This is a genomic window from Caballeronia sp. Lep1P3 (assembly GCF_022879595.1).
Lineage (GTDB): Bacteria > Pseudomonadota > Gammaproteobacteria > Burkholderiales > Burkholderiaceae > Caballeronia.
Map to the genome: position 1 here is coordinate 642,570 of NZ_CP084266.1, position 21,015 is coordinate 663,584.

Consider the following 21,015-nt stretch of genomic DNA (forward strand, 5'->3'; position numbering starts at 1 on the left):
GTCGCGCAAGATTTGCCGCGTCGCTCGAAGCCCAAGGGCCTCTGAGCATTCGTTGTGCCACATACTGAAAAATGCGCAGAATCGTTGGTTCGTTGCTGAACGAACACAATTTCTTTAGGCGCTATGCGAAGGCCGACGGCGCGCTTTTACATGTTGTGTGTAGGCTGTTCAGACGGACGCCTTATTTGTGCAAGACGACGGTCGTCCTCGCGAACGATCGATCGCATCGTGCGAACGTGGCTGCTAACGATGCGCCGATGCGCAAGCGCCCACGGCAGGCCACGCAACATCTCGACGGCGTCGCGCCATAGCATGCCTTCGCGACGCATCACGGCAAACGCTTGCACAGTCGCATGCAGCGCCTCGCGCAAAGGCAGGCGCAGCCATGCGACCCACGCGGCATTGCGCGCGAGCAGACGCCGGCGCAATGCGCTGTCGCGAATGGGCGAGGGATGGTGATGCAGCACGAGTTCATCGGCATAAACGAGCGCATGGCCGTGATCGAGCATGTCGAGCGCAAGCAGCGACTCCTCGCCGCCGATGAAAAGACGCGGCTCGTAACCGCCCATCTTTCGAAATACGCTCGTGCGAAAGACGCTCGCGCCCGCCATATAGCCGATGAGCGCCGGCCCCGGCAGCCCGCTCGCGCCAAGCGGACTCGCGCGCATGCGCTCGCAGGTTTCGTCGGGCTCGCCGCGTTCACCGACCACGACGCGCGCGCTCAACACCGCGACGCGCGGCGCCGCATCGAGTATGTCTGCGGCGCGCGTGAGCGAACCCGCATCCCACCAGGTATCGTCGTCGCAGAACGCGACGTATTCCGTCCGCACGCGCGCAACGCCGAGATTGCGGCCCGCCGCGCCCATGTTCGCCGGCGCGATCACCAGTTCGACGAAGGGAAACGCTTGCCGTATGCGCTCGGCGGTATCGTCCGACGAGGCATTGTCGACGACGACGATATCGATGCGATCAGGCAGCGCGGCCAGCCTTGCAAGCGTATCGAGCACCTGATCCGCGCGGTTGAACGTCAGCACCACCACGCTCACGCGCGCGGCATCGTCATGCGCGGGGCGTGTGAATGGCTGGGCAAGCGCGCTCATCGGCCGCTCTCCGCGCGTTGGAGTGTCCAGAAGCGTTCGGGCAGGAACACGTCGTCGTATCCGTCTGGGCCGAATGCCTTCAACTGACTCTCATAGGCGTTCACTGCGCGGCGCTTGAGCGCATCGCGGCGCTCGGCATCGGCGTGTGCGGGCGGGCGCGCATTGAGTGGTGTGGCGTCGATGCCGCGCGCCGACAGGTCCTTCAGGCGCTCCTGCAAGAGCCCGCGCATGCAACGGTATAACGATTCCTCATACCCGATGCAACTCAACTCCGGATGCCGTAACCATGCTTCGCATGCGGCTTCGTGCACGAGCGCGTGATCGGAATGGAAGAGACCGAGCGGGATCATCAACGCGTCGGGCCGATGTTCGTCGATGGCATCGAGCAACGCGCGCGCGATCTTTTCTGGCGTGGGCTTCGACGCATCGGGCGCGTGCGGAACGTACTGCGAATCCAGAAAGTCGAGATATAGCGGCGTGGCGCCGAGCACGCCGAGCGCACGCCGGTCTTCTTCGATACGCGCGCTCATCGCTTGCCGCGCGTTCGCAAAGCCGCAGTGCGCGTCCCAGTCGGTGGCGACATCGGCGGCGGGGCATCCGGTGAACACGGTGCACACGAGGGTGCCCGCATTGCCGGCGAGCGACGCGCCGCAACCGAACACGGCGTCGTCGAGGTGAGGGGAGATCAGCAGCGTTCGGGGCGAGACATCGATCATGGGCGAGCAGGCGAGAGCGTTTGACGGCCCGTGAACGTGCAAGTACCGGGCCAGCGCAAGCGCAGCCGCCGCCTAGCGCTCGATCAGAAGCGCACGCCGATGCCCGCCTCGATGATGTCCGCGTCGCGGTCGTAGCGCGTGACCATGCGGTTCCACGTCACGCGCGCAAGCCAGCGATTCGTGAAGCGATAGCTCGCCGAAAGCGAAACGAGGCCCGAAAAGCGCCCGTCGCCGGTGCGGTTCTGCGGCAGATCGTCGTTCTGCGTGATCGACAGATACGGCCCCGCGCCGACGCCGAGCGTGAGCCGGTCGTCGAAGAACGCGCGCGTCGCCCACAGTTGCGCCGCGATGCCGTCGCGCCGGGACTGCACGTGACCGCCTTCGTGCAGATACGACGCGCTGAAATCGACGTACTTCCACAGCCCGCGCCGGTACTCGATGCTTTCCGCGAGATTGGATTCCGAATCGAGGCTGTTGAGGATCGTGGTGCCGACCATCGCGGTCACTTCGTTGCTCGTGACGTTCGTGTTGCGCGACGGCGCGCGTGCGCGTGGGCCGTGTCCATCGGGCGCGTCGAGCTGATAGCCGATGCCGAAGAGTAGCGCGGTGGTATCCGGGCCGCCGAATGCCTGCACGCGGTTGAGCTTCACCTCCGCGATCCAGCGGTTATCGAAGTAATACGCGGCACGCAGCGTGAACATGCCGCCCCAGCCGTGCGTGTTCGAATAGTCGCCGCCCGCCTGCGCCGCACTGGTGTCGAAGTATCGATAAGGTCCCGCACCCGCCGACAGTTCCAGACGATCGTTCCAGACTGGAACGCGGCCCCAGAACTGCACTGCCTGGCCGTCTCGATGGTGGTTCGGAATATGACCCTCGTTCAACCATGAAAAGCTCCACGCGGCATAACGCCCGAGGCCTTCGCGATAGTTTGCTTCCCAGGAGTAGGTGTTCTGTCTGCTGCTCTTGAGCGGTCCTGCGAGGACCGAAAACTCTTGCGCGTGCGTCGCCTGGCTCATCAGACCGATGGCAACGGAGACGACTGCGAGGGCGGTGTATCGGCGATGGCTTCGTGTAGGAGAGGGTGTCATCGAATCGAAGGCGCGAAGCGGAAGGTACGACGGATTCGCCGGAGCATACCGCCTAAATGAGAATCATGCTGATACGTCGCGCAGTGTACGTCGACGCACGGGCAGATCGGCTGGTCCGCGTCAAAAACGAAGCAAGGGTCCCGCATTCCGAGCCATTCGCATGCGGGTAATGCGGCGCGCGGCGCTTACGTACAGTTGATCGCATCGGCCGGCCATTCACGTTGCGGAGGCAGCGATGGACTCCATTCCAGTCGAATACCGGGGCTGCGAGCTTTCGGCGATGGTCGTGCATGCGGCCGGCGAATTCGTCGCGACGGTTCTGATCGAACGTCCGGACGGACAGCGGCGCGCGGTCGGACCGTTTCGACCGTTCGCGACCGCGCAGGCCGCCGAACGTTTCGCGATTCAGTGCGGCAAGGACGAGTTGGATGGCCGCACGGCCGCGCTGTGCATGCCTGTTGCGGCGGCCGGTTGATGTGCGGCTTTAGCCGTTCGTGCGGCCAAGCGCCTTGCCGAGCCACGCGAGCAGCGCTTCGGCGGAACAGGCGCCGGTTCGGTATCCGATATGGCCGTCCGGTCGAATCGCCCACGCCATGCCGCCGCGTGCGCCGAATGCCGCGGCGAACTCGCCCGCCGCATCGGTGAGCGCGTGCCACGACTCGTTCGAATCCCGCGACGCGTCCGCCGCGCCGCGCGCCATGATCGCCACTGCGTTCGCATTCGGACCGAGCGTCGCGCGCCACGCGTTCGCGGCGGCGGCGAAAGACGCGCGCTGATTGTCATTGGTATCGTCGCGGTCGTCAGACAAATAGCCGATGAGCGTATGCCGTCCGCCGCCGATATGCGCGGCGAGACGTTGGCGATGCCCGATGAAATCCTCCACGAGCCCGCCGACCTCCGGCACGCGGTCGCCGGGCGCGGGCAGATCGGGCGCGAGACCGGCGCACTCGTCCTCGACGATCGGACTGCCGCGATAGCCGACGAGCAACTGCGTTTCGCGCATCGCGGGGCGCACGTCGCCGTGCGTTAGGACAGTGTTCAACGCGCGACTCGTCGATTCGACGACATCCAAGCCGACCGGCCGCCGCTCGTCCTCGTAACTGGAAAGCAGCGACGGCCCCGCGAGCCCGCGCGCGGCGAGCGCCAGCTTCCACGCGAGATTGTGGGCGTCCTGCAAGCCGGTGTTCATGCCCTGACCGCCGACCGGCGGATGAATGTGCGCGGCATCGCCCGCAAGAAACACGCGCCCGCGCGCGTAATGCTGCGCAATGCGATGACTCACGCGATAGACGGACGACCAGCGCATCGACGACAGCCGCGTTCCCTCGGGCAAGGCCGGCTGCATGATGCGCTCGACTTGCCCGAAATCCGGCGCGAGCACCGACGCGAGGCGGGCGGCATCGTCGGGAAGAAGGACCGTCGACAGACGATAGCGCTGTGCAGAGCCACGCACCGGCACGGCGGCGAGCGTCGTCGCGCCGCGACCCTCGCGCGCCGACTGGCTGAAGCGATACATCGGCCCGCGCCGCAGCGGCCAGTCGACGTCCACATCGGCGAGCATGAAGGTCTGCGCATACTGGTCGCCCTCGAACGGCACGTTCAGATGCCGCCGCACCGTACTGCGCGCGCCGTCGCAGCCGACGAGCCAGCGGCACCGAAACTCGCGCACGTCGCCCTGCGTGCCTTGCAGACGGCACAGCAAGCCGCCGTTGTCTTCGTCGTCGACGAAATCGAGGAACGCGGTTCCATATTCGACGCGCCCGCCATGCCGATGCAACGCGCGCTCCAGAATGCGCTCGGTCTCGTACTGCGCGAGCGAAAGCGCGCCGTAGGGAAGGCCCTCGCGCGGGATGTCGGTGCTGGTGGCGAGCGCGCCGTCCTTGTAGGCATCGGCGCTCGTGATCCAGACGCCGGCTTCGATCGCCTCGCGCGCGACGTCGAGATCGTCGAAGAGTTCGAGCGTGCGCGCCGTCACGCCCAGCGCCTTCACGAAGAACGCGCGCTCGTCGTGTGGATCGACGATGCGCACATCGACGCCATCGCGACACAATTCGGCGGCAAGCAGCAGGCCGACCGGACCCGCGCCTGCAATCAACACATCGGTCGTTTCGGGCATGTGCGGACGCTCCGGATCATCGTGAGAAAAGCCGTCTGTCAGTGTCGCAGGATAGCTGCGTTGCACGGCATATGGCGCGTTTTTCGTATCGGACAGGCCGTAAGCGCGATCCTTGCTACCATGCGGGCGCCTCGCCGTGAGCGCATGAAAAAACATCGACATGAACAACGACACACAGCCAGAACGCGTCAATTATTTGGCGGTCGTCTCCGTGCTTCTGGGGACGTTTCTCGGCAATCTCGATTCATCCATCGCGAATGTCGCGTTGCCAACGATCGCGCACAACTTGTCGCGCGGCGCGGCCGATACCGTGTGGGTCGTCACCGCGTATCAGCTCGCGGTCGCGGTTTCGGTGCTGCCGCTTGCCGCGCTCGGTGAAATGCTCGGCTTCAAGCGCGTTTTTCTGTGGGGCGTCGTGCTCTTCACGCTGGCGTCGGTCGGCTGCACGGCGGCCTCGACGCTGCCGGTGCTCGTCGCTGCGCGCGCATTGCAGGGGATCGGCGGGGCGTGCATGTCCACCATCGTTCCCGCGCTCTTGCGACAGGTCTATCCGCCGAGGCTCGTCGGACGCGGCATCGCGCTGCTCGGGCTGACGGTCGCGCTATCGGCCGCGCTCGGGCCGACCGTCGCGGCGGGCATTCTCTCGGTCGCCGGATGGCGCTGGCTGTTCGCCGTCAACGTGCCGCTCGGCGTATTCGGCCTCTTTCTTGCCAGCGCGATGCTGCCGCCCGGCGTGCCGAACGCCGCACGCCGCTTCGACTACGCGGGCGCCACGCTGAGCGCGCTCGCCATCGCGCTCGTCATTCTGGGCGTAGGCGGCCTGGGCGCAGGCGAGGGACAGAGCGGCGATGCGTGCCTGCACGCGCTGCCCGTCATCGAGATCGCGCTCGGGTGCGTGGCGGGCTTCGCGCTCATCCGGCATCAGCGTGGACGGGCCGCGCCGCTCGTGCCGCTCGATCTGTTGCGCATTCCGATACTCGCGCTCTCTTCGGTGACGTCGATCTGTTCGTATGTCGCGCAGACGCTCGCGTATCTCGCGCTGCCGTTCATGCTTCAGCATCAGTTTGCCCGCAGCGCGACGACGACCGGCCTGCTCGTCACGCCGTGGCCGCTCGTAATCGTGTTCGTTGCGCCGCTCGCCGGACGCTTGTCGGACCGGCGCGCGCCGGGGCTGATCGGCGGCATCGGGCTCGGCATCATGACGGCGGGGCTGTGCTTGCTGATCGGCTTGCCGGCGTCGCCGTCCAACGTGGACATCGCGTGGCGCGTCGCGGTGTGCGGCATCGGCTTCGGCTTCTTTCAGACGCCAAACAATCGCATCATGCTGACGTCCGCGCCGCACGAACGCAGCGGCGCGGCAGGCGGCCTCATGACGATGGCGCGCATGATCGGCCTTTCGCTCGGCGCGGCGCTCGCGGCCGTGGCATTCGGCGTTTACGGGCAGGGCGGTGCGCTCGTCGCGCTGGTGGGCGCGGCGGCATCGGCGCTGCTCGGGGTAGTGGCCGGTGTCGTGCGAGTGGTCAAGACGCGGTGAACGGCGAGACGTGTTGACGCAAACACGATCGCGGACATGAAACGCGCGTCCTACAATTCAGCGCAAACGCGCGTTTGCCAAGACGTGCGAACGATTCGATTGACGCAATGATTTGCAAGTGCGTTGACGGGAGCGGATATGCTGTGCGCCTTGCGCGTCGCGTTGCGGCTCGCTCATGCTTTCACGATCTCTGTTGCTCATTGTCGATACGTCATGGTCACACTCATTAGCTGCTTCTTCGATCGCCGCGCCACATCGTCGCGCGACAATCACGCCGAGTTCTGCCGCCGCACGCAGATACGCCACTGCGAGGAACCGATCTCACTCAGCGCCGCTTCGCAAGAACTCGCCGTGCTGTTCAAGTATCAGATGATCAGCGACCGCCTTGCGAAAGCAGCGGAAGGCGAGATCCTCATCTTCGCGACGGAAAACGCGCTCTTCCTGCGCTTCGAGGATTTCGGGCGGATCATGGAAGGTCGCGACAGTCTCGTGACGAAAGGCTTCTTCGGCATCAATACCGAAATGTTCGTTATCCGAAACGTCGAGGCGAACCGGCGCATCGCTCGCGGCATGGCCGCACGATGCCGCGAGTATCACGAATACGGCAAGTTCGTCACCGAGGAAGAATTGCTCGAACCGTTCACGACGGTGACGGACTGGGATGTCACTCACGGCGTGATTCCGATTGCGTCGATGTGGTCGGGGCAGCATCCTGACTTGCGTGGTGCGCCGGTCGTCGCGGTATCGCTCGTCTTCACACCGCGTCTCTTCAGCAAGTACGGTCCGCGCTGGCGTGCAGTATTCGCGCGTCATGTGAACGCTTGCCATGCAGCGGGAACGAGCCAGTTCTTCGACATTGCGCCGCCGCCCGAATGCGATACCGACGAGCCGTTGACCGTTTATCAACCCGGCAGGCCGATTGCGGTCGTGATGCTGTACACGCCCAATATCGCGAGCTACGCGCGCTTCGGCGAAGCGAGCCTGCGTGCCTATTGCGAGCGCAACGGCTATACGCTCTACCAGTATCGCGAAGTGCCCGCCGACTTCCAGCTCGAAGCGTGCGGCAACTGGTCGAAGCCCTTTCTGCTGAGCAAGCATCTGCCGCATCATGAATGGGTGTTCTGGCTCGACGCCGATATCCTCGTGATGGATCCGTCCGTGAGGCTCGAGACGTTCACCGCCAGCCGCGAGCGCGTGCTGACCGCCGACATCTGCGGCTGGCCGTTCAATTCCGGCGTCATGGGCTTCATGAACAACGAGGTCAACGCGAGAGTGCTGGAAAGCGTCCTCGCGCGCGTGCATGCGACCGAGGACGTCAAGCACACGTTCTCGAGCCAGGGCGACCAGTTGTCCTTCCTGGAGGAAATAATGGCGCACGGCCTTTGCCCGGAACGCGATTCGCCGGAGCTCGTCAGCTTCAACGAACTGAATACGCCGTGGTACTTCGGGAAGCCCGATACGTTCATGTGCCACTTCCACGGTTTGAGCACCGAACTGCGCATGCTTTTCATGTCGATGAATGCGGTGCCCGAAGGCGGTTACGAATCGATCGAATAACAGTCGACGCCAAGCGGGACCGACGCTTGCTGCCCACCGGATAGCCCGATGTTTCTATCAAAGGAGGTCAGCATGACTCAGGCACAAGGCACTAACAGCGGCTCCCGCGCAACCGCCGACGACATGGATGAGCCGGTCGGCGGCACGCAGCAGACTGGCCTCGACGCAGACGAGAAGCGCAAGCACCCGCAAAGCGAGAACGCGCTCCCTTCTTCGCAGGAAAAGAATCCAGTGCCACCTGAATCGACGCGCCAGTGAGCTTGGCCCTAAAAGGAGCGATCGAATGAGCGATTACATCGACTGCATCGCCGCGCTCGACCGGTGCGCCGCAGCGTGCGACAACTGCGCGTCGGCGTGCATAGCGGAAGCGCACCTGCCGGATATGGAAAAGTGCATCCGTCTGGATCTGGATTGCGCTGCGGTATGCCGTTTCACATCGGAGGCGCTCGCACGCGACACGCAGTTCATGCGCGACTTCTGCGACTTGTGCGCGCGTCTCTGCGACGCGTGTGCGGACGAGTGCAGCCGTCATCCCGCCGCGCATTGCCAGGCGTGCAGCGACGCATGCCGCAGCGCCGCCGAAGCCTGCCGCGCGATGTAGGAATCCCATGCCCGCGACGACGTTCGCAAGCGCGTGGCAGTGCTACGCGGCGGCTTTCTTTGCTGCTTCGATCGCCTGCTATGCACATTGCGAGACTCCGCATTTCACGCTCGGCATGCCTCGGCGGGAGACGGCGCATGCGGTGCTGATCGTCGTCGGACTGGCGTTCGGCGCCGTATGTGCGGTCACACTCGAGTTGCCTGTGCCGCGATGGGTCGTGTTTGTCGCGGGCTTCGGCGTCGTTCATGTTCCGGCTGCGGCGATTTTGTTCGTCAAGCGCGTGGGACGGGCGGGGAAGTCGTGAAGGGGGCGCTCTCGTGTTCACCGCTGCGTCGGTGCCGTCGAAACAGCGTTCTGGAATCCTTTGTCATCGTGCGGTACAGACGGCTCGCTTCCGTTCGTGATGGAACAGTATTCCCCAACGATGCGCTCCGTTCTGCGCATCGCGCGAGCCAATCGCTTGCTGCGAGCAGCAATGCCATCCGAAAGAACATATCCACACTTTCCGTGCACAACCCTGTGGACAATCCGTGCACCCGCACGCTATCCGCTTGAAGCGCCGGCATATTCTCGCGTCGCACGACAATGCGCGCCCGCACACGGTTCCTGCTGCGAATCTCCGCTAGCGTCGTGAACGAACGCCGATACGAAAGGAGCAACCATGAAGCGCAAGTCGTCCGGAGCGGCGGTGATAGCGGTGCTTGTCGGCGTCGTCGTAGCGGTGACGCTCTATATCGCGAGCTTCGGCAAGTCCTCGCATCATGCGGACATTCCCGCCGCAACCGGCGAAACCGTCGCGACGCAATCGCCTGCAAGCGACGCCTCATTCGCCGCATCGACGCCCGAAGCAATGACTGCCGCGCGTTGAACTCCATTCCAAGCTGGACGAAGTGTCCAACCTTTGTCCGCGCAGTGCATTAGACAGGAATAGGCCTTGCTCCAAGGCTGGCAACGTTCAGCCGGAGCCTATCGATGGCGCATGCATCACAGCAGTTGCCGTCCGCCGCGTTGCCTGTCGATGCGCGCGGCGCAATCGGCAACATGAAGACAGTCGCGCTCGTATCGCTGCGCGGCGCGATCGATTTCATGTGCTATCCGCGCATCGATTCCCCGACGCTTTTCGCGGCGCTGCTCGATAGCGAACGCGGCGGCGTGTTCTCCATTGCCCCGCGCGACATCGACGCGAACGTCAAGCAGATGTATCTGCCCGAGACCAACGTGCTGCTTACGCGCTTCATGACGGGCGAGGGCGTCTGCGAGCTGCTCGATCTCATGCCGGTGCCATCGTCCGAGGCGCGCGTCGAGGACGTGCCCAATTGCGTGATGCGGATCGTGCGCATCGTGTACGGGCGCATGACGCTCGATGTGCGATGCGATCCGCGCTTCGACTATGCACGCGTCGCGCATAGCGCACATGCGGTGGAGAAGGGCGTCGAGTTCAGACCCGCGGACGGCGGCGGCCCGCTGCAGTTGCGCGCGAGCGTGCCGCTTTCGATCGAAGACGATGGCGCGCGGGCAACGCTCGAAATGAGCGAGGGTGAATCGGCCTGCTTCGCGCTCGGCGCTGCCGGCGAGATGCACAAGCTCGCATCGAAAGAGAAGTTCGACGGCATGCTGCATGAGACCATCGCGTTCTGGAAAGAATGGTCGTCGCGTTCGACGTATCGCGGGCGCTACCGCGAAGTCGTATTGCGCTCGGCGCTCACGCTCAAGCTGTTGAGTTCGGACGAACACGGCGCGATCGTCGCGTCGCCGACGTTCGGCTTGCCCGAAGCACAGGACGGCTCGCGTCGCTGGGACTATCGCTATACATGGATACGCGATGCCGCGTTCTCGGTCTACGCGCTGCTGCGTCTCGGCTACACGGGCGAAGCAGAACGGTTCATGCGATGGATCGCTGAACGCAATCGCGATTGCAGCTCGGATGGCTCGCTCAGCGTCATGTACGCGGTGGATGGCGAGGAAGCGCCGGACGAGACGGCGCTGTCGAGCCTCGGTGAATCGTCGCCGGGCGAACTGGTCGTCGGCAACGGCGCGCGCGGGCAAACGCAGCTCGATGTCTACGGCGCGCTGCTCGATTCTGTCTACCTCTACAACAAGTACGGCGCGGCGATCTCATATCAGGGGTGGCGGCATGTGACGCGCACCGTCGATTACGTCGTCGAGCACTGGCGCGAGGCGGATCACGGCATATGGGAATTCCGCAATGGCAAGCGGCCGCTGCTGCATTCGCGGCTGATGTGCTGGGTGACGGTCGATCGCGCGCTGCGCCTCGCGCAAAAGCGCTCGCTGCCCGCGCCGCTCGCAACGTGGTTCAAGACCCGCGACGACATTCACCGCGACATTCACGAGCAGTTCTTCAACGAGACGTTGCAGGCGTTCGTGCAGACGCCTGGATCGTCGACGCTCGATGCTTCTGCGCTGATGATGCCGCTCGTGCGGTTCATCGGGCCGAAAGATCCGCGCTGGATCGGCACGCTCGATGCGATCGGCCGCGATTTGCGCGTCGATCCGCTGATCTTTCGCTATACGCGCGGCACGACGCTCGATGGCCTTCCAGGAATGGAAGGCGGTTTCAGCGCGTGTTCGTTCTGGTACGCGGAAGCGCTCGCGCGCGCGGGGCGCGTGGACGAGGGTCGGCTCGTCTTCGAGAAGATGCTCGCGTATGCAAACCACCTCGGGCTGTTTTCGGAGGAAGTCGCGACGAACGGCGCAGCGCTCGGCAACTTTCCGCAGGCGTTGACGCATCTCGCGCTGATCAGTGCGGCGTATCAACTGGACCGGGATCTCGACCGGGCGCATGTGGCGTGGACTTGAACGGGGTTCTAAAGTAGGATTGCGTTACGGCGCTACGCTACTTGACATAACACAAATTAGCGATTTTTATATAAGCGAATACATCCACTCATTTCCCCGCACCCCGCGACGGCACGCACGTCAGCATCAACGTGCTTCCGCTTGTGAAGCCAGCGCTCACCGCGGCCATATGAAACTCCGAGTCGCCACAACGCCATTCCGAGACGAAATCCTTCGAACACATCGCTTTCGCATCGTCGAAAACCGCTTTGTCGATCTCATAGGCACACACGCGACGCCGATCGCAATGCTGCGCGAGATCGGCCGTCGCATTGCCATGCCGTGCGCCGCAGTTCGCGCCATATGTCGCCGACGCAACCTCGATCGTCGCATCGCGCGATTGCGCAAAAACTCCCGAAGCGCATGCGCCAACCAGCGCAACGGCGCAACCGAAGCCAGCCGCATGGCGAGCGCATTTAGCCGATTCCATTTTGCCTCCCGACGCCTAACACCAATGCAAGCACGCGCGCCACCACGCGATCGCACTGCGCGCCACCGAACTCGAACACGTCCCGTTCGGCAACGTCCAGCTCATGCGCAAGCCAGTCGCGCAAAGCGCTCCGCGCACGAAAATGCCGGCTGCGCACCGTCGCTTCAGGGATGCCGAGGCTTTGCGCAGTCTCTTCGACCGTCATCTCCTCGACCGAGCGCATCACGAAGACCATCCGCAGCGAAGCCGGCAGTTCGTCGAGCTTGCGTTCCAGCAAGGAACGCAGTTCCGCGCGTTCCGCGCCGCGGTCAGGCGCATCGGTATCGAAGGCTATGCAGACTTCGTCGTCGAGTACGTCAATACCGTTCACCATTGGAATGACGTTCTGACGACGCTTCTGCGTCCGCAACCGCGCAAAGCATTCGTTGAGGACCAGTCGCGATAGCCAGGTGAGAAGCGTCGAATCACCGCGAAAGCGATTCATCGAACGATACGCGCAGAGATACGCCGCCTGCAGCGCATCCTCGGCATCGGAATCATCGCGCAGCGTGGCGCGCGCAAGGCGATACAGCCGTCGATTGTGCAGCCGCATCACGCATTCGAATGCAGCAGAGTCTCCCGCCACGATGCGCCGAACGAGTTCGCGCTCGTCATCGGCGTAGCGCGTTCGTGGACTATGAAGCGACGCAGTCATAGGGCCTCCTCGCGCTTTCATCGAACAGTCAGTGTGGCACGCATCGTCGGATGCAGCATGCATCTGTACGGATAGCGGCCCGGCTCTTTGGCGACATACGACCATGATGCATCGGGCGCGATGCTTTGCGAATCGAACGCGGCGGACTGCGCCGTTGCCGTATGCGCGAACAGGTCCTTGTTGATCCATACGACGCGCTCGCCACGCCGCACCACGAGATCGGGCGGGTCGAAACGCATCCGCTCGATCACGACGACGCGCACATTCGGCGGCGCCGCAAGCGGTCCTGCCGCGCTCGCGCTCGCGCACGCCGCGCAAACGAGCGCGACGACTACGCACTGTCGATCAAGCACCGCCCTGCTCCAGCGACGCCTGAAGATGGCGCGCATGCTCGAGATGCGCGACGAACGCAGGCCGCACCTTCACGAGCAGCGCCTTCAGTTCGGCGTTGTGCGCGCCGGGGATGAGCGTGTTGTCGAGCGCGCTTAACACCTGCTCGTGATAGCTCACCTCGTGATCGATGTACGCCTTGTCGAATGACGCTCCGTTCATTGTCTGAAGATGCGTGATGTTGGCTTCGCCGCCCGCTTTCAGGCTCTCGCTCGTCGGATTCTCTTGCGGCTTGACGCCCAGTCTTTGCACGAGTTCGCCGGCCGCTTTGTTCACGCCGCCATGATCCACGACCATCCGTTCTGCAAAGGCCTTTACGTCGTTCGTTTGCGTTCTCGATGCAGCGAGCTTGCCGGCGTCGATGTCCACTTGATTCGCGGCGACGACAATGGCAGCGATTTGCGCATCGGTTGGTGCGGCCTGCTGCGAGAAAGAAGGGTGTGCCGCGAGCATCAGCGTCGCGGCGAGGGCTGCGATACGGATCGGCTTCATCGATATCTCCTGAGCAATGACGGCTCGTGAAAATCGAGCGCGCATGCAGAGTTGGATGTCACGAGGCGCGATCGCGTTTCATTGCGAACGCGCCGAGCGACCGCAAGCGGCCGCTTCATTCGCTCGATAAAATGATCGAACCTCTAGCCATTTTCTGTGACAGCCAATGAGTTTCGCGCGCAAAGCCACTTGGGCCGCCTCCATCGACAATCTCGCGTTCTCGGAGAGGGAAACCGTGCCAGTGGCCGTGCTCGTCCGGCAGCGCAAAGCGCTCGCTGCTTTGCACGATGCATTTCAGGGCGAACGTTCGATAGCGCGTCTGCGCGAAGCCGCCGTACAAGCGGCCAGCGCCGGCTGCGCATCGACGATGGCGAAAGTCCTTGAGCTGCGGCAACCGGACAACGCGCTCATTGTCAAGGCGCAAGTCGGACTCGGCGAAACGGCCATCGGACGCGAGGGCGGCACCGCCGACGCGGGCAATCCGCCTGGCGAAGCGTTGATTTCCGCGCGCCCCGTCATCGTGCGCGATGTTCTCGCAGAACGCGGCGAGAGCGCGCCCGCGATTCTGCGCGAATATGGCGTCGTCACATCGGTGAACCTGCCGCTCATCGGCGCGCAGGGACCGTATGGCATCCTCGAGGTGGACTACGACCATCCGCACGAGGTCGACGCCTCTCACCTGTCCTTTCTTGCTTCGGTCGCCGCCGTCCTTGCCGAAGGCATCGAATCGAGGCAACGGCAAGAAGCGCTGACCGAGGAGCGCGACGCGAAAGTCACGCTCTTGCGCGAGCAGCAGCATCGCATTCGCAACAACTTCCAGATGATCACCGCCCTGCTCGCGCGCCATGCGAGCGGATGCGCGGACCCCGGATTACGGAAGGGCTATCGCGAGGTCGAACGGCGCGTCTTCGCGATGGCGTCGCTCTACGACCATCTTCTCGGTCTCGGCGAACACGGAGAGCGCGTCGATCTCGGCGCTTATCTGGAATCTCTATGTGTGAGTTTTGGCGACTTCTACGATCTCGGCGCGAACGCGCTGGCGCTGAATGTCGCGCTTGCACGCGGCGCGGCGACGCTCGGCATCGACACATGCACCGCAATTGGAACGGTCGTCAATGAACTGGTGGCCAACGCCGTCGAGCATGCGTTCGGCGGCAGTCCAGGCGAGATTTGCCTGTCGATGCGTCGCACGGCGGCGGGCGTATCGATCGAGGTGACTGACGACGGTCGCGGCTACGCGCCCGGCGCAAGCGAGAGCACGGGCCTGAGCACGGCGCGGCGTCTCGTCGGCACGTTCGGGGGAAAGCTCGACGTCGAGTCGCGACCGGGCGCGGGCACGCGATGGACGCTCAGCGTGAACACATCGGACTAAAGGCTCGCACGCCGCAGGCAAAGCACTTGCTCATCTCAGGTTGCCACTTTCAGCCACGCGATCAGGAGCAACGCCATGACGAATGACCCGACGTCGGCCCCAGCCGATGAACCCGAGGACGATCTCGACGATGTCCTCGATGAAACAGGAGCGGTGACGAACCGCAGCAACGGCAAAACAGGCACCGATACCAAAGCGGAACCCGATCCGAAGTCGTAACGCGGTTCGGCGGACGCTTATTTTGTGCCGACACCGGATTCCGGCATCACGAGCGCCTGTATCGCATCGAAAAGACGCGCCGGCTCGACCGGCTTCGCGAGGTGCGCGTTGAAACCGGCCTGTAGCGCGAGCGCCTTGTCTTCCGGACGGCCAAACGCCGTGACCGCGATCGCCGGCATTTCCATGCCGTCGCGGCGCAGCGAGCGCACGAGCGAGTAGCCATCCTCGCCCGGCATGCCGATGTCGGACAAGACCACATCGAACGTCTGCGCAGTGAGGCGATCGCGCGCGGATTCGGCGGACTCGGCGCCCTCCACTTGCGCGCCTGCCGACGCGAGCACGGCGGCCATTGCTTCGCGCGCGTCGGCCTCGTCCTCGACGAGCAGAATCTTGAGGCCGTCGAGCAATGCGTCGCGGGGCGCGGGCACGCTCGGCGCTTCGACTTCGAGCGTCGCGGGCGCGTGCGCGCTGTGATCGCGTGCGGGAAGCAGCACGGCGAATTCGCTGCCGTGCCGCTCGCCCGCGCTATGCACGGTGATCGACCCGCCATGCAGATCGACGATGCGCTTTGCGATCGTGAGGCCTATGCCAAGGCCGCCATGATGCCGCGTGGTGGCACCGCCATGCTGCATGAATGGCTCGAAGACGTGCTCGATGAATCCCGGCGCGATGCCCGCCCCGGTATCGGCCACGACGACTTCCGCCTGAGCGCCAATGTCCCGCGCGACGACGCGTATGCGTCCGCCCGGATCCGTGTATTTGAGCGCATTGCCAAAGCAGATTCGAGAACACCTGCCGCAGCCGGATGGCGTCGCCGTCCACGACGAGCGCATCCGGCAAGCTGCATTCCAGTTCGACGCCTTTGGACTGCGCGCTGATTTTCATGTCCGCGATTTCCGCGAGCAGCAGCGGCACGAGATCCACGAGGCCGACCTCGATGAACAACTTGCCGGCCGACACGCGGCTCACATCGAGCAGATCGTCGACGAGCCGCGCCTGCAGCCGGACGTTGCGCTCGATTGCTTCGAGACCGCGGTCCACTACATCCGCGCCAGGGCGCTCGCGCCGCAACAGGTAAATCCACGACTGCATCGCATTGAGCGGCGTGCGCAATTCATGCGAGACGTTGGCGAGAAACGTGTCCTTCAACTGGCTCGCGTGCTGCGCTTCGACGCGCTGCAGCCGCTCCATCGACAAGAGCCGGTTGCGCTCTATTTCAAGCGCCTTCTGCCGCGATATGTCGATCGTGATGCCGTCGAAACGCAGCGGCTCGCCGCGTTCGCCGAGATACGTGCGGCCTTTCGCGCGAATCCAGCGCACGCTGCCTTGCGGCGATACCGTGCGGTATTCGATATCGTAGGGCACGTTTGAATCGACGGCGCGCTCGACTGCCGCGCGCGTCTTCTCGCGATCATCGGGATGGAGAAGCGCGTAAAAGCGGTCCAGATTCACTTCCGCATTGGGCGGCAGCCAGAAGTGCTCCTTGCACTTCGCGTTCCAGATGATGCGGTCAAGCGGAATCGGGCAATGGAACGTGCCGACTTCGGCCGCCTCGATGGACAAGTCGAGGCGTTCGCGTTCCTCGCGCAAGCTCTGGGCCGTGCGCAGCGACTCTTCGACGTCCGTGATCATGCCCACCCATTCATAGATCGCCCCTGCCTCGCCGCGCGTGCCCGCCGCGCGAATCTGACAGCGGCGGTAAGTGGACGACGCGGCGTGCCAGATCCGGACATCGGCGCGATACGGCTCGTCCGTCGCAAGGGATACGTCCAGCGCAGCCTGCACTGCATGGCGGTCGTCCGGGTGAATCATGTCGACCCAGCCGAAGGCGGCGTGCCGCTCCCACGGCTGCCCCGTGTAGCGTTCCCACGATCGCTGCGGCCCCGCGAAACGGCCGTTGGCATCGCAGACATAGGCGATCGCGCTCGCCACTGCGACGAGCGCCCGATAACGCGATTCCAGCCGCATGCGGTCCAGTCCCGCGTTCTTGGGATCATTGATATCCACCGTCGCGCCGATCCAGCGCACGACCGTGCCATCCGTCGAGCGCACCGGTCTCGCGAGCGAGCGCATCCAGCGATACGCGCCGTCGGTCTGTCGCAGACGATGCTCGACCGCATAGTCGCGGCCGCTCGCGACGCACTCCGACCAGCGCGCGCGCGTCTCCTGCTCGTCGTCGGGATGCAGCAGCGATTCCCATCCGTGTCCGAGCAGCAGTTCGCCTGTCGTTGAAAAGCGCTGCGCCGCGCTCGATAGAAAGTCGAGTAGGCCGTCGGCCCGCGCCGTCCATACGATGAGCGGCATGGCTTCGGAAAGCGCCCTATAGCCCGCCAGCGCGGTTTCGAGCGCGATCGGCTCTGCGTCCCGCGAGGCCGCGATAGCGGGCTCGTGGCTCACGACGGCGTCTATCTTGAGCAACGCGCCTTGCGGCACAGGATGGAACGCATAGCGCCATCCCGCGACAACGGTTGCTTCCCGCGACGCATGAACTGCATCGAAGGCGGCGGCCAGCACGCGCTCGTGCGCCTGCGGGCTTGCGTCGCCGCATAGCTTTGCGACGACCGACTCCAGCGTGAGCCCGTGCGCGGTGGACAGAAGCGCCGCGAGCCGTCGAAACGGCGCGTTCGCATAGTGAATAGTCAGATCGCGACCGAGAACGGCGCATGCGCTGTCGTTGAGTTCCAGTGCGACTGAGAGTGCGTCTTTAGCGTCAAACATGCGGTCATTTGAACGAGGAGGCCGGCCATGACTGCGGCGCGACGCATGTCGCTCCGCTGTCACGGCGACAGCCGAATCTCCTGCAGTGGAGAGGCGCGCGAAATTCTACCCGGCGATGCGCCCGGCCACGATAGAGTCCTGCCGCTCACGGCGACGCAAACGTTTAGCACGAATCGGTCCAAGCGCATGTGAAAGCCGCGCGGACGATGGAAAGACGCGAGGCCGCCTGAAAACGAGGCGGCCAGCATTCGACGAGAAGCGCTTGAGAGGCGCGGGAAGAGAAAGTTACCGGCGTCCGGAGCCGGATACGACATCGATCCAGACCGCCAGTACGAGAATCGCGCCTTTGACGATCATCTGCCAGTACGAATCCACATCGAGCATGGACATTCCATTGTCAAGGCTCGCCATGACGAGCGCGCCGATGATGGCGCCATACACGGTGCCCGAGCCGCCGCGCATCGACGTGCCGCCGATAAAGCACGCCGCGATGGCATCGAGTTCGCCCATCGATCCCGCCGACGGCGAGCCGGCCGCAAGCCGCGCCGTATTGACGAGCCCGCCGAACGCGCACATCAATCCCATGAGTGCGAAGATCGCGAGCTTCACGCGATTGGTGTTGATGCCGGAAAGACGCGTCGCTTCGAGATTCGAGCCGACTGCATAAATGCGCCGCCCGAATACGGTTTGCGTCGCAATGTAGGTGAATATGCCGAGCAGCGCGAGAAGCACCAGCACTGGTACTGGAATGCCGCCGTAGCGGTTGAGCGTCGCGACGAATGCGAAAAGAATCACGCCCGCTGCGGCGATCTTCACGCCGTCCTGCCACGGCGCGACCACCGGCAAGCCATAGCGTTGCTTGCTGCGGCGCTGGCGCAGCGTCAGCACCGCAAGCATTGCAAAGAGCGCGACGGCGAGCGTATCGCCCGCGATGCGCGGCAAATAGCCTTGCCCGATGAACACGAGCGAATCGGATACGGGCGCGATCGTCGAGCCGCCGGTGATGCCGAGCAATACGCCGCGATAGGCAAGCATGCCGCCTAGCCCGACGATGAACGAAGGCACGCGCCGATACGTGGACCACCATCCGTTCAAAAGCCCGATGGCGATGCCTAGCAGCATCACGGCGGGCAAGGTCAATGCAACCGGCCAGCGATACGTGACATCGAGAATCGCGGCAACGCCGCCTAAGAGACCGAGCAGCGAGCCGACCGACAAATCGATCTCGCCTGAAATGATGATGAAGACCATGCCGCATGCAAGCATGCCGGTGATGGACATTTGCCGCAGAAGGTTGGACAGATTGCGCGGCGTGACGAATGCACCGTCGGTCAGAAAGGAAAAGAACACCCAGATGACAGCGACTGCAAGCAGTAGTGCAAGGAGCTTGTAGCGCGTGAAGAGTTGCCTGCAGCGTTGGCCGGGCGATTGCGGCGCGCCCTTTTCGCCTTTGCCGTGCCTGGATGCGGAGATGAGATCGGGAGTCATGCGAGGCTCGCTGAATCGATTGAGTCACTGTCCTGCCGCGTCGCAATCGCGGCGGAAAGAATGTCTTCTTGCGTGAGGCCTTCGTTGATGAAATCGCCCCGCAATTCGCCTTCGCCGATGACGAGCACGCGGTCCGACACGCCAAGCACTTCGGGCAATTCCGACGACACCATGATGATCGACATGCCGCGTCGCGCAAGCGTGAACATCAGCTTGTAGATTTCGTATTTCGCGCCGACATCCACGCCGCGCGTGGGTTCGTCGAGAATAAGAACGGCGGGATCGGTGAGGAGCATCCGCGTGAGCACCGCCTTTTGCTGATTGCCGCCCGAAAGACTTGCGAGGGAAAGCATCGGATGCGCCGCACGCACGGACAAGCGCTGCATTTCGCTGTGTATGGTGTCGAGTTCGGCGGCGGCATCGATGCGTCCGCCCTTGGAAAAGCGCTGCAAGACAGCCAGCGTGATGTTGTGTCCCACGCCGAGTTGTGGAACGATGCCATGCCGCTTGCGGTCTTCCGGCACCATTGCGATGCCGGCTGCGATTGCGTCGGCAGGCGTGCCAACCGCGATGGGCTTTCCGTTCAGCATCACATGCGCCTGGCTTGTGCCCGGATACGCTCCGAAGATCGCCTGCATGAGTTCGGTGCGCCCCGCTCCGACGAGACCCGCCACGCCGAGAATTTCGCCTCTTCTTAGCGAGAACGATACATCGTCGACGCGCTTGCGATTCGGGTTCGTCACGTCGAAACAGGTGACGTTGCGCGCTTCGAATATCACTTCTCCAATTGCGTGCCGATCTTCTTTGGCGGGACGCGGGAAGAGGTTCCTGATCTCGCGTCCGACCATCATCGCGATGATGCGGTCCGCGCTCAAGTCACGCATGGGCTGCGTGCCGACATGCTTGCCGTCGCGGATGACGCTCACCGTGTCGCAGACGGCCTCGACTTCGTCGAGCTTGTGCGAGATATAGACGCACGCCACGCCGCGTCGCTTGAGATCGCGCACGATGTCCAGCAGGATTTGCGTTTCCGCCGCAGTGAGCGAAGAAGAAGGCTCGTCGAGAATCAGGAGCCGCGCGCGCTTGTTGAGCGCCTTGGCAATTTCAATCAATTGCTGATGCCCGCCGCCATAGTTCATCACGGGCTGCGCCACATTGATCCCTTCGATATTCAGTTCGCGCAGCAATTCGCTTGCGCGCTGATACATCGCCGGATAATTCATGCGGCCGCCGGGCAGCGTGATTTCATTGCCAAGGAAAATATTCTCGGCCACGGACAATTGAGGCACGAGCATCAATTCCTGATGGATGATGATGATGCCCGCGCGCTCCGTATCGCGAATATTGGCCGCGTGCAGCGGCTTGCCGTCCCAGCGTATTTCCCCTTCCCACGCGCCATAGGGATAGACGCCGGAAAGTACTTTCATGAGCGTCGATTTGCCCGCGCCGTTCTCGCCGCAAAGCCCCACGCATTCGCCTTCGGCGACGACGAGATCGATGCCGTCGAGCGCCTTTACGCCGCCAAAGGACTTCGCTATGCCGCGCATCTCGAGAAGCGCCTGTGCCATGCTGAGTGTCCGTGTCCTGACTATGCGATTGTCCGTGCGCTTTGCGGGCATCGTCGTGAACGATGCCCGCATACGG

General features: G+C 63.7%; 20 protein-coding genes and 1 pseudogene. 10 read left to right on the top strand and 11 right to left on the bottom strand.

What is annotated here, in order from left to right:
• Positions 1-146: 146 nt before the first annotated feature.
• From LDZ27_RS17455 to LDZ27_RS17465, 3 genes are all read right to left on the bottom strand, one after another.
• Positions 147-1,100, bottom strand: a complete 954-nt coding sequence (locus LDZ27_RS17455) for a glycosyltransferase family 2 protein (RefSeq protein ID WP_244817229.1) — start codon at positions 1,098-1,100, stop codon at positions 147-149.
• Complete coding sequence (locus LDZ27_RS17460) at positions 1,097-1,816, bottom strand: PIG-L deacetylase family protein (protein WP_244817230.1); 720 nt, start codon at positions 1,814-1,816, stop codon at positions 1,097-1,099. Before LDZ27_RS17460 ends, LDZ27_RS17455 begins: the two co-directional genes overlap by 4 nt.
• 83 nt (positions 1,817-1,899) lie before the next feature.
• Positions 1,900-2,904 (bottom strand): hypothetical protein, encoded by a 1,005-nt coding sequence (locus LDZ27_RS17465; protein WP_370653441.1) that lies wholly within the window; start codon positions 2,902-2,904, stop codon positions 1,900-1,902.
• A 235-nt stretch (positions 2,905-3,139) separates the two neighbouring features.
• Between LDZ27_RS17465 and LDZ27_RS17470 the strand changes: the two genes are divergently transcribed.
• Positions 3,140-3,379, top strand: a complete 240-nt coding sequence (locus LDZ27_RS17470) for a hypothetical protein (protein WP_244817231.1) — start codon at positions 3,140-3,142, stop codon at positions 3,377-3,379.
• Between the two features lie 9 nt (positions 3,380-3,388).
• Here LDZ27_RS17470 and LDZ27_RS17475 read toward each other — a convergent pair whose 3' ends face one another.
• Positions 3,389-5,020, bottom strand: a complete 1,632-nt coding sequence (locus LDZ27_RS17475) for an FAD-dependent monooxygenase (protein WP_244817232.1) — start codon at positions 5,018-5,020, stop codon at positions 3,389-3,391.
• Positions 5,021-5,180: 160 nt separating this feature from the next.
• Between LDZ27_RS17475 and LDZ27_RS17480 the strand changes: the two genes are divergently transcribed.
• The 7 genes from LDZ27_RS17480 (at position 5,181) to LDZ27_RS17510 (ending at position 11,529) form a co-directional block, all read left to right on the top strand.
• Entirely contained in the window at positions 5,181-6,554 is a 1,374-nt protein-coding gene (locus tag LDZ27_RS17480; RefSeq protein ID WP_244817233.1) for an MFS transporter, read from the top strand.
• Between the two features lie 213 nt (positions 6,555-6,767).
• Complete coding sequence (locus tag LDZ27_RS17485; RefSeq protein ID WP_244817234.1) at positions 6,768-8,111, top strand: hypothetical protein; 1,344 nt, start codon at positions 6,768-6,770, stop codon at positions 8,109-8,111.
• A gap of 72 nt (positions 8,112-8,183) precedes the next feature.
• Positions 8,184-8,369: a hypothetical protein gene (locus LDZ27_RS17490; protein ID WP_244817235.1), complete on the top strand. Its 186-nt coding sequence runs from the start codon at positions 8,184-8,186 to the stop codon at positions 8,367-8,369.
• A gap of 25 nt (positions 8,370-8,394) precedes the next feature.
• A complete protein-coding gene (locus LDZ27_RS17495) occupies positions 8,395-8,712 on the top strand; it encodes a four-helix bundle copper-binding protein (RefSeq protein WP_244817236.1) in 318 nt (105 codons plus the stop codon).
• 7 nt (positions 8,713-8,719) lie between these two features.
• Positions 8,720-9,016, top strand: a complete 297-nt coding sequence (locus tag LDZ27_RS17500) for a hypothetical protein (RefSeq protein ID WP_244817237.1) — start codon at positions 8,720-8,722, stop codon at positions 9,014-9,016.
• A 357-nt stretch (positions 9,017-9,373) separates the two neighbouring features.
• Positions 9,374-9,580, top strand: coding sequence for a hypothetical protein (locus LDZ27_RS17505; RefSeq protein WP_244817238.1), 207 nt, complete (start codon positions 9,374-9,376; stop codon positions 9,578-9,580).
• Positions 9,581-9,684: 104 nt separating this feature from the next.
• On the top strand, positions 9,685-11,529 hold the full coding sequence (locus LDZ27_RS17510) for a glycoside hydrolase family 15 protein (protein ID WP_244817239.1): 1,845 nt from the start codon (positions 9,685-9,687) through the stop codon (positions 11,527-11,529).
• A 455-nt stretch (positions 11,530-11,984) separates the two neighbouring features.
• Here LDZ27_RS17510 and LDZ27_RS17515 read toward each other — a convergent pair whose 3' ends face one another.
• The 3 genes from LDZ27_RS17515 to LDZ27_RS17525 are packed head-to-tail and all read right to left on the bottom strand — an operon-like array spanning position 11,985 to position 13,574.
• Positions 11,985-12,692, bottom strand: a complete 708-nt coding sequence (locus tag LDZ27_RS17515) for an RNA polymerase sigma factor (protein ID WP_244817240.1) — start codon at positions 12,690-12,692, stop codon at positions 11,985-11,987.
• A gap of 17 nt (positions 12,693-12,709) precedes the next feature.
• Positions 12,710-13,045 (bottom strand): cupredoxin family copper-binding protein, encoded by a 336-nt coding sequence (locus LDZ27_RS17520; protein WP_244817241.1) that lies wholly within the window; start codon positions 13,043-13,045, stop codon positions 12,710-12,712.
• Positions 13,038-13,574, bottom strand: coding sequence for a DUF4142 domain-containing protein (locus LDZ27_RS17525; RefSeq protein ID WP_244817242.1), 537 nt, complete (start codon positions 13,572-13,574; stop codon positions 13,038-13,040). Before LDZ27_RS17525 ends, LDZ27_RS17520 begins: the two co-directional genes overlap by 8 nt.
• Before the next feature lie 166 nt (positions 13,575-13,740).
• Here LDZ27_RS17525 and LDZ27_RS17530 point away from each other — a divergent pair, with 166 nt between their 5' ends.
• Together LDZ27_RS17530 and LDZ27_RS17535 are read left to right on the top strand one after the other, a co-directional pair.
• The gene (locus LDZ27_RS17530) at positions 13,741-14,946 is read left to right on the top strand and encodes a sensor histidine kinase (RefSeq protein WP_244817243.1); all 1,206 of its coding nucleotides are present in this window, start codon (positions 13,741-13,743) and stop codon (positions 14,944-14,946) included.
• A 75-nt stretch (positions 14,947-15,021) separates the two neighbouring features.
• The gene (locus tag LDZ27_RS17535; RefSeq protein ID WP_244817244.1) at positions 15,022-15,165 is read left to right on the top strand and encodes a hypothetical protein; all 144 of its coding nucleotides are present in this window, start codon (positions 15,022-15,024) and stop codon (positions 15,163-15,165) included.
• Between the two features lie 17 nt (positions 15,166-15,182).
• On the opposite strand, the gene LDZ27_RS17540 is transcribed toward LDZ27_RS17535, so the two are convergent.
• The 4 genes and pseudogenes from LDZ27_RS17540 to xylG form a co-directional block, all read right to left on the bottom strand.
• Positions 15,183-15,998 (bottom strand): response regulator, encoded by an 816-nt coding sequence (locus LDZ27_RS17540; protein ID WP_244817245.1) that lies wholly within the window; start codon positions 15,996-15,998, stop codon positions 15,183-15,185.
• Positions 15,999-16,173: 175 nt separating this feature from the next.
• A pseudogene (locus LDZ27_RS17545) lies at positions 16,174-17,883 on the bottom strand (PAS domain-containing protein); the annotation flags it as partial.
• Positions 17,884-18,168: 285 nt separating this feature from the next.
• Positions 18,169-19,371, bottom strand: a complete 1,203-nt coding sequence (locus tag LDZ27_RS17550; RefSeq protein WP_244817246.1) for a sugar ABC transporter permease — start codon at positions 19,369-19,371, stop codon at positions 18,169-18,171.
• Positions 19,368-20,939, bottom strand: a complete 1,572-nt coding sequence (gene xylG, locus LDZ27_RS17555; RefSeq protein ID WP_244817247.1) for a D-xylose ABC transporter ATP-binding protein — start codon at positions 20,937-20,939, stop codon at positions 19,368-19,370. The genes LDZ27_RS17550 and xylG overlap by 4 nt, the downstream gene beginning before the upstream one ends.
• Positions 20,940-21,015: the final 76 nt, after the last annotated feature.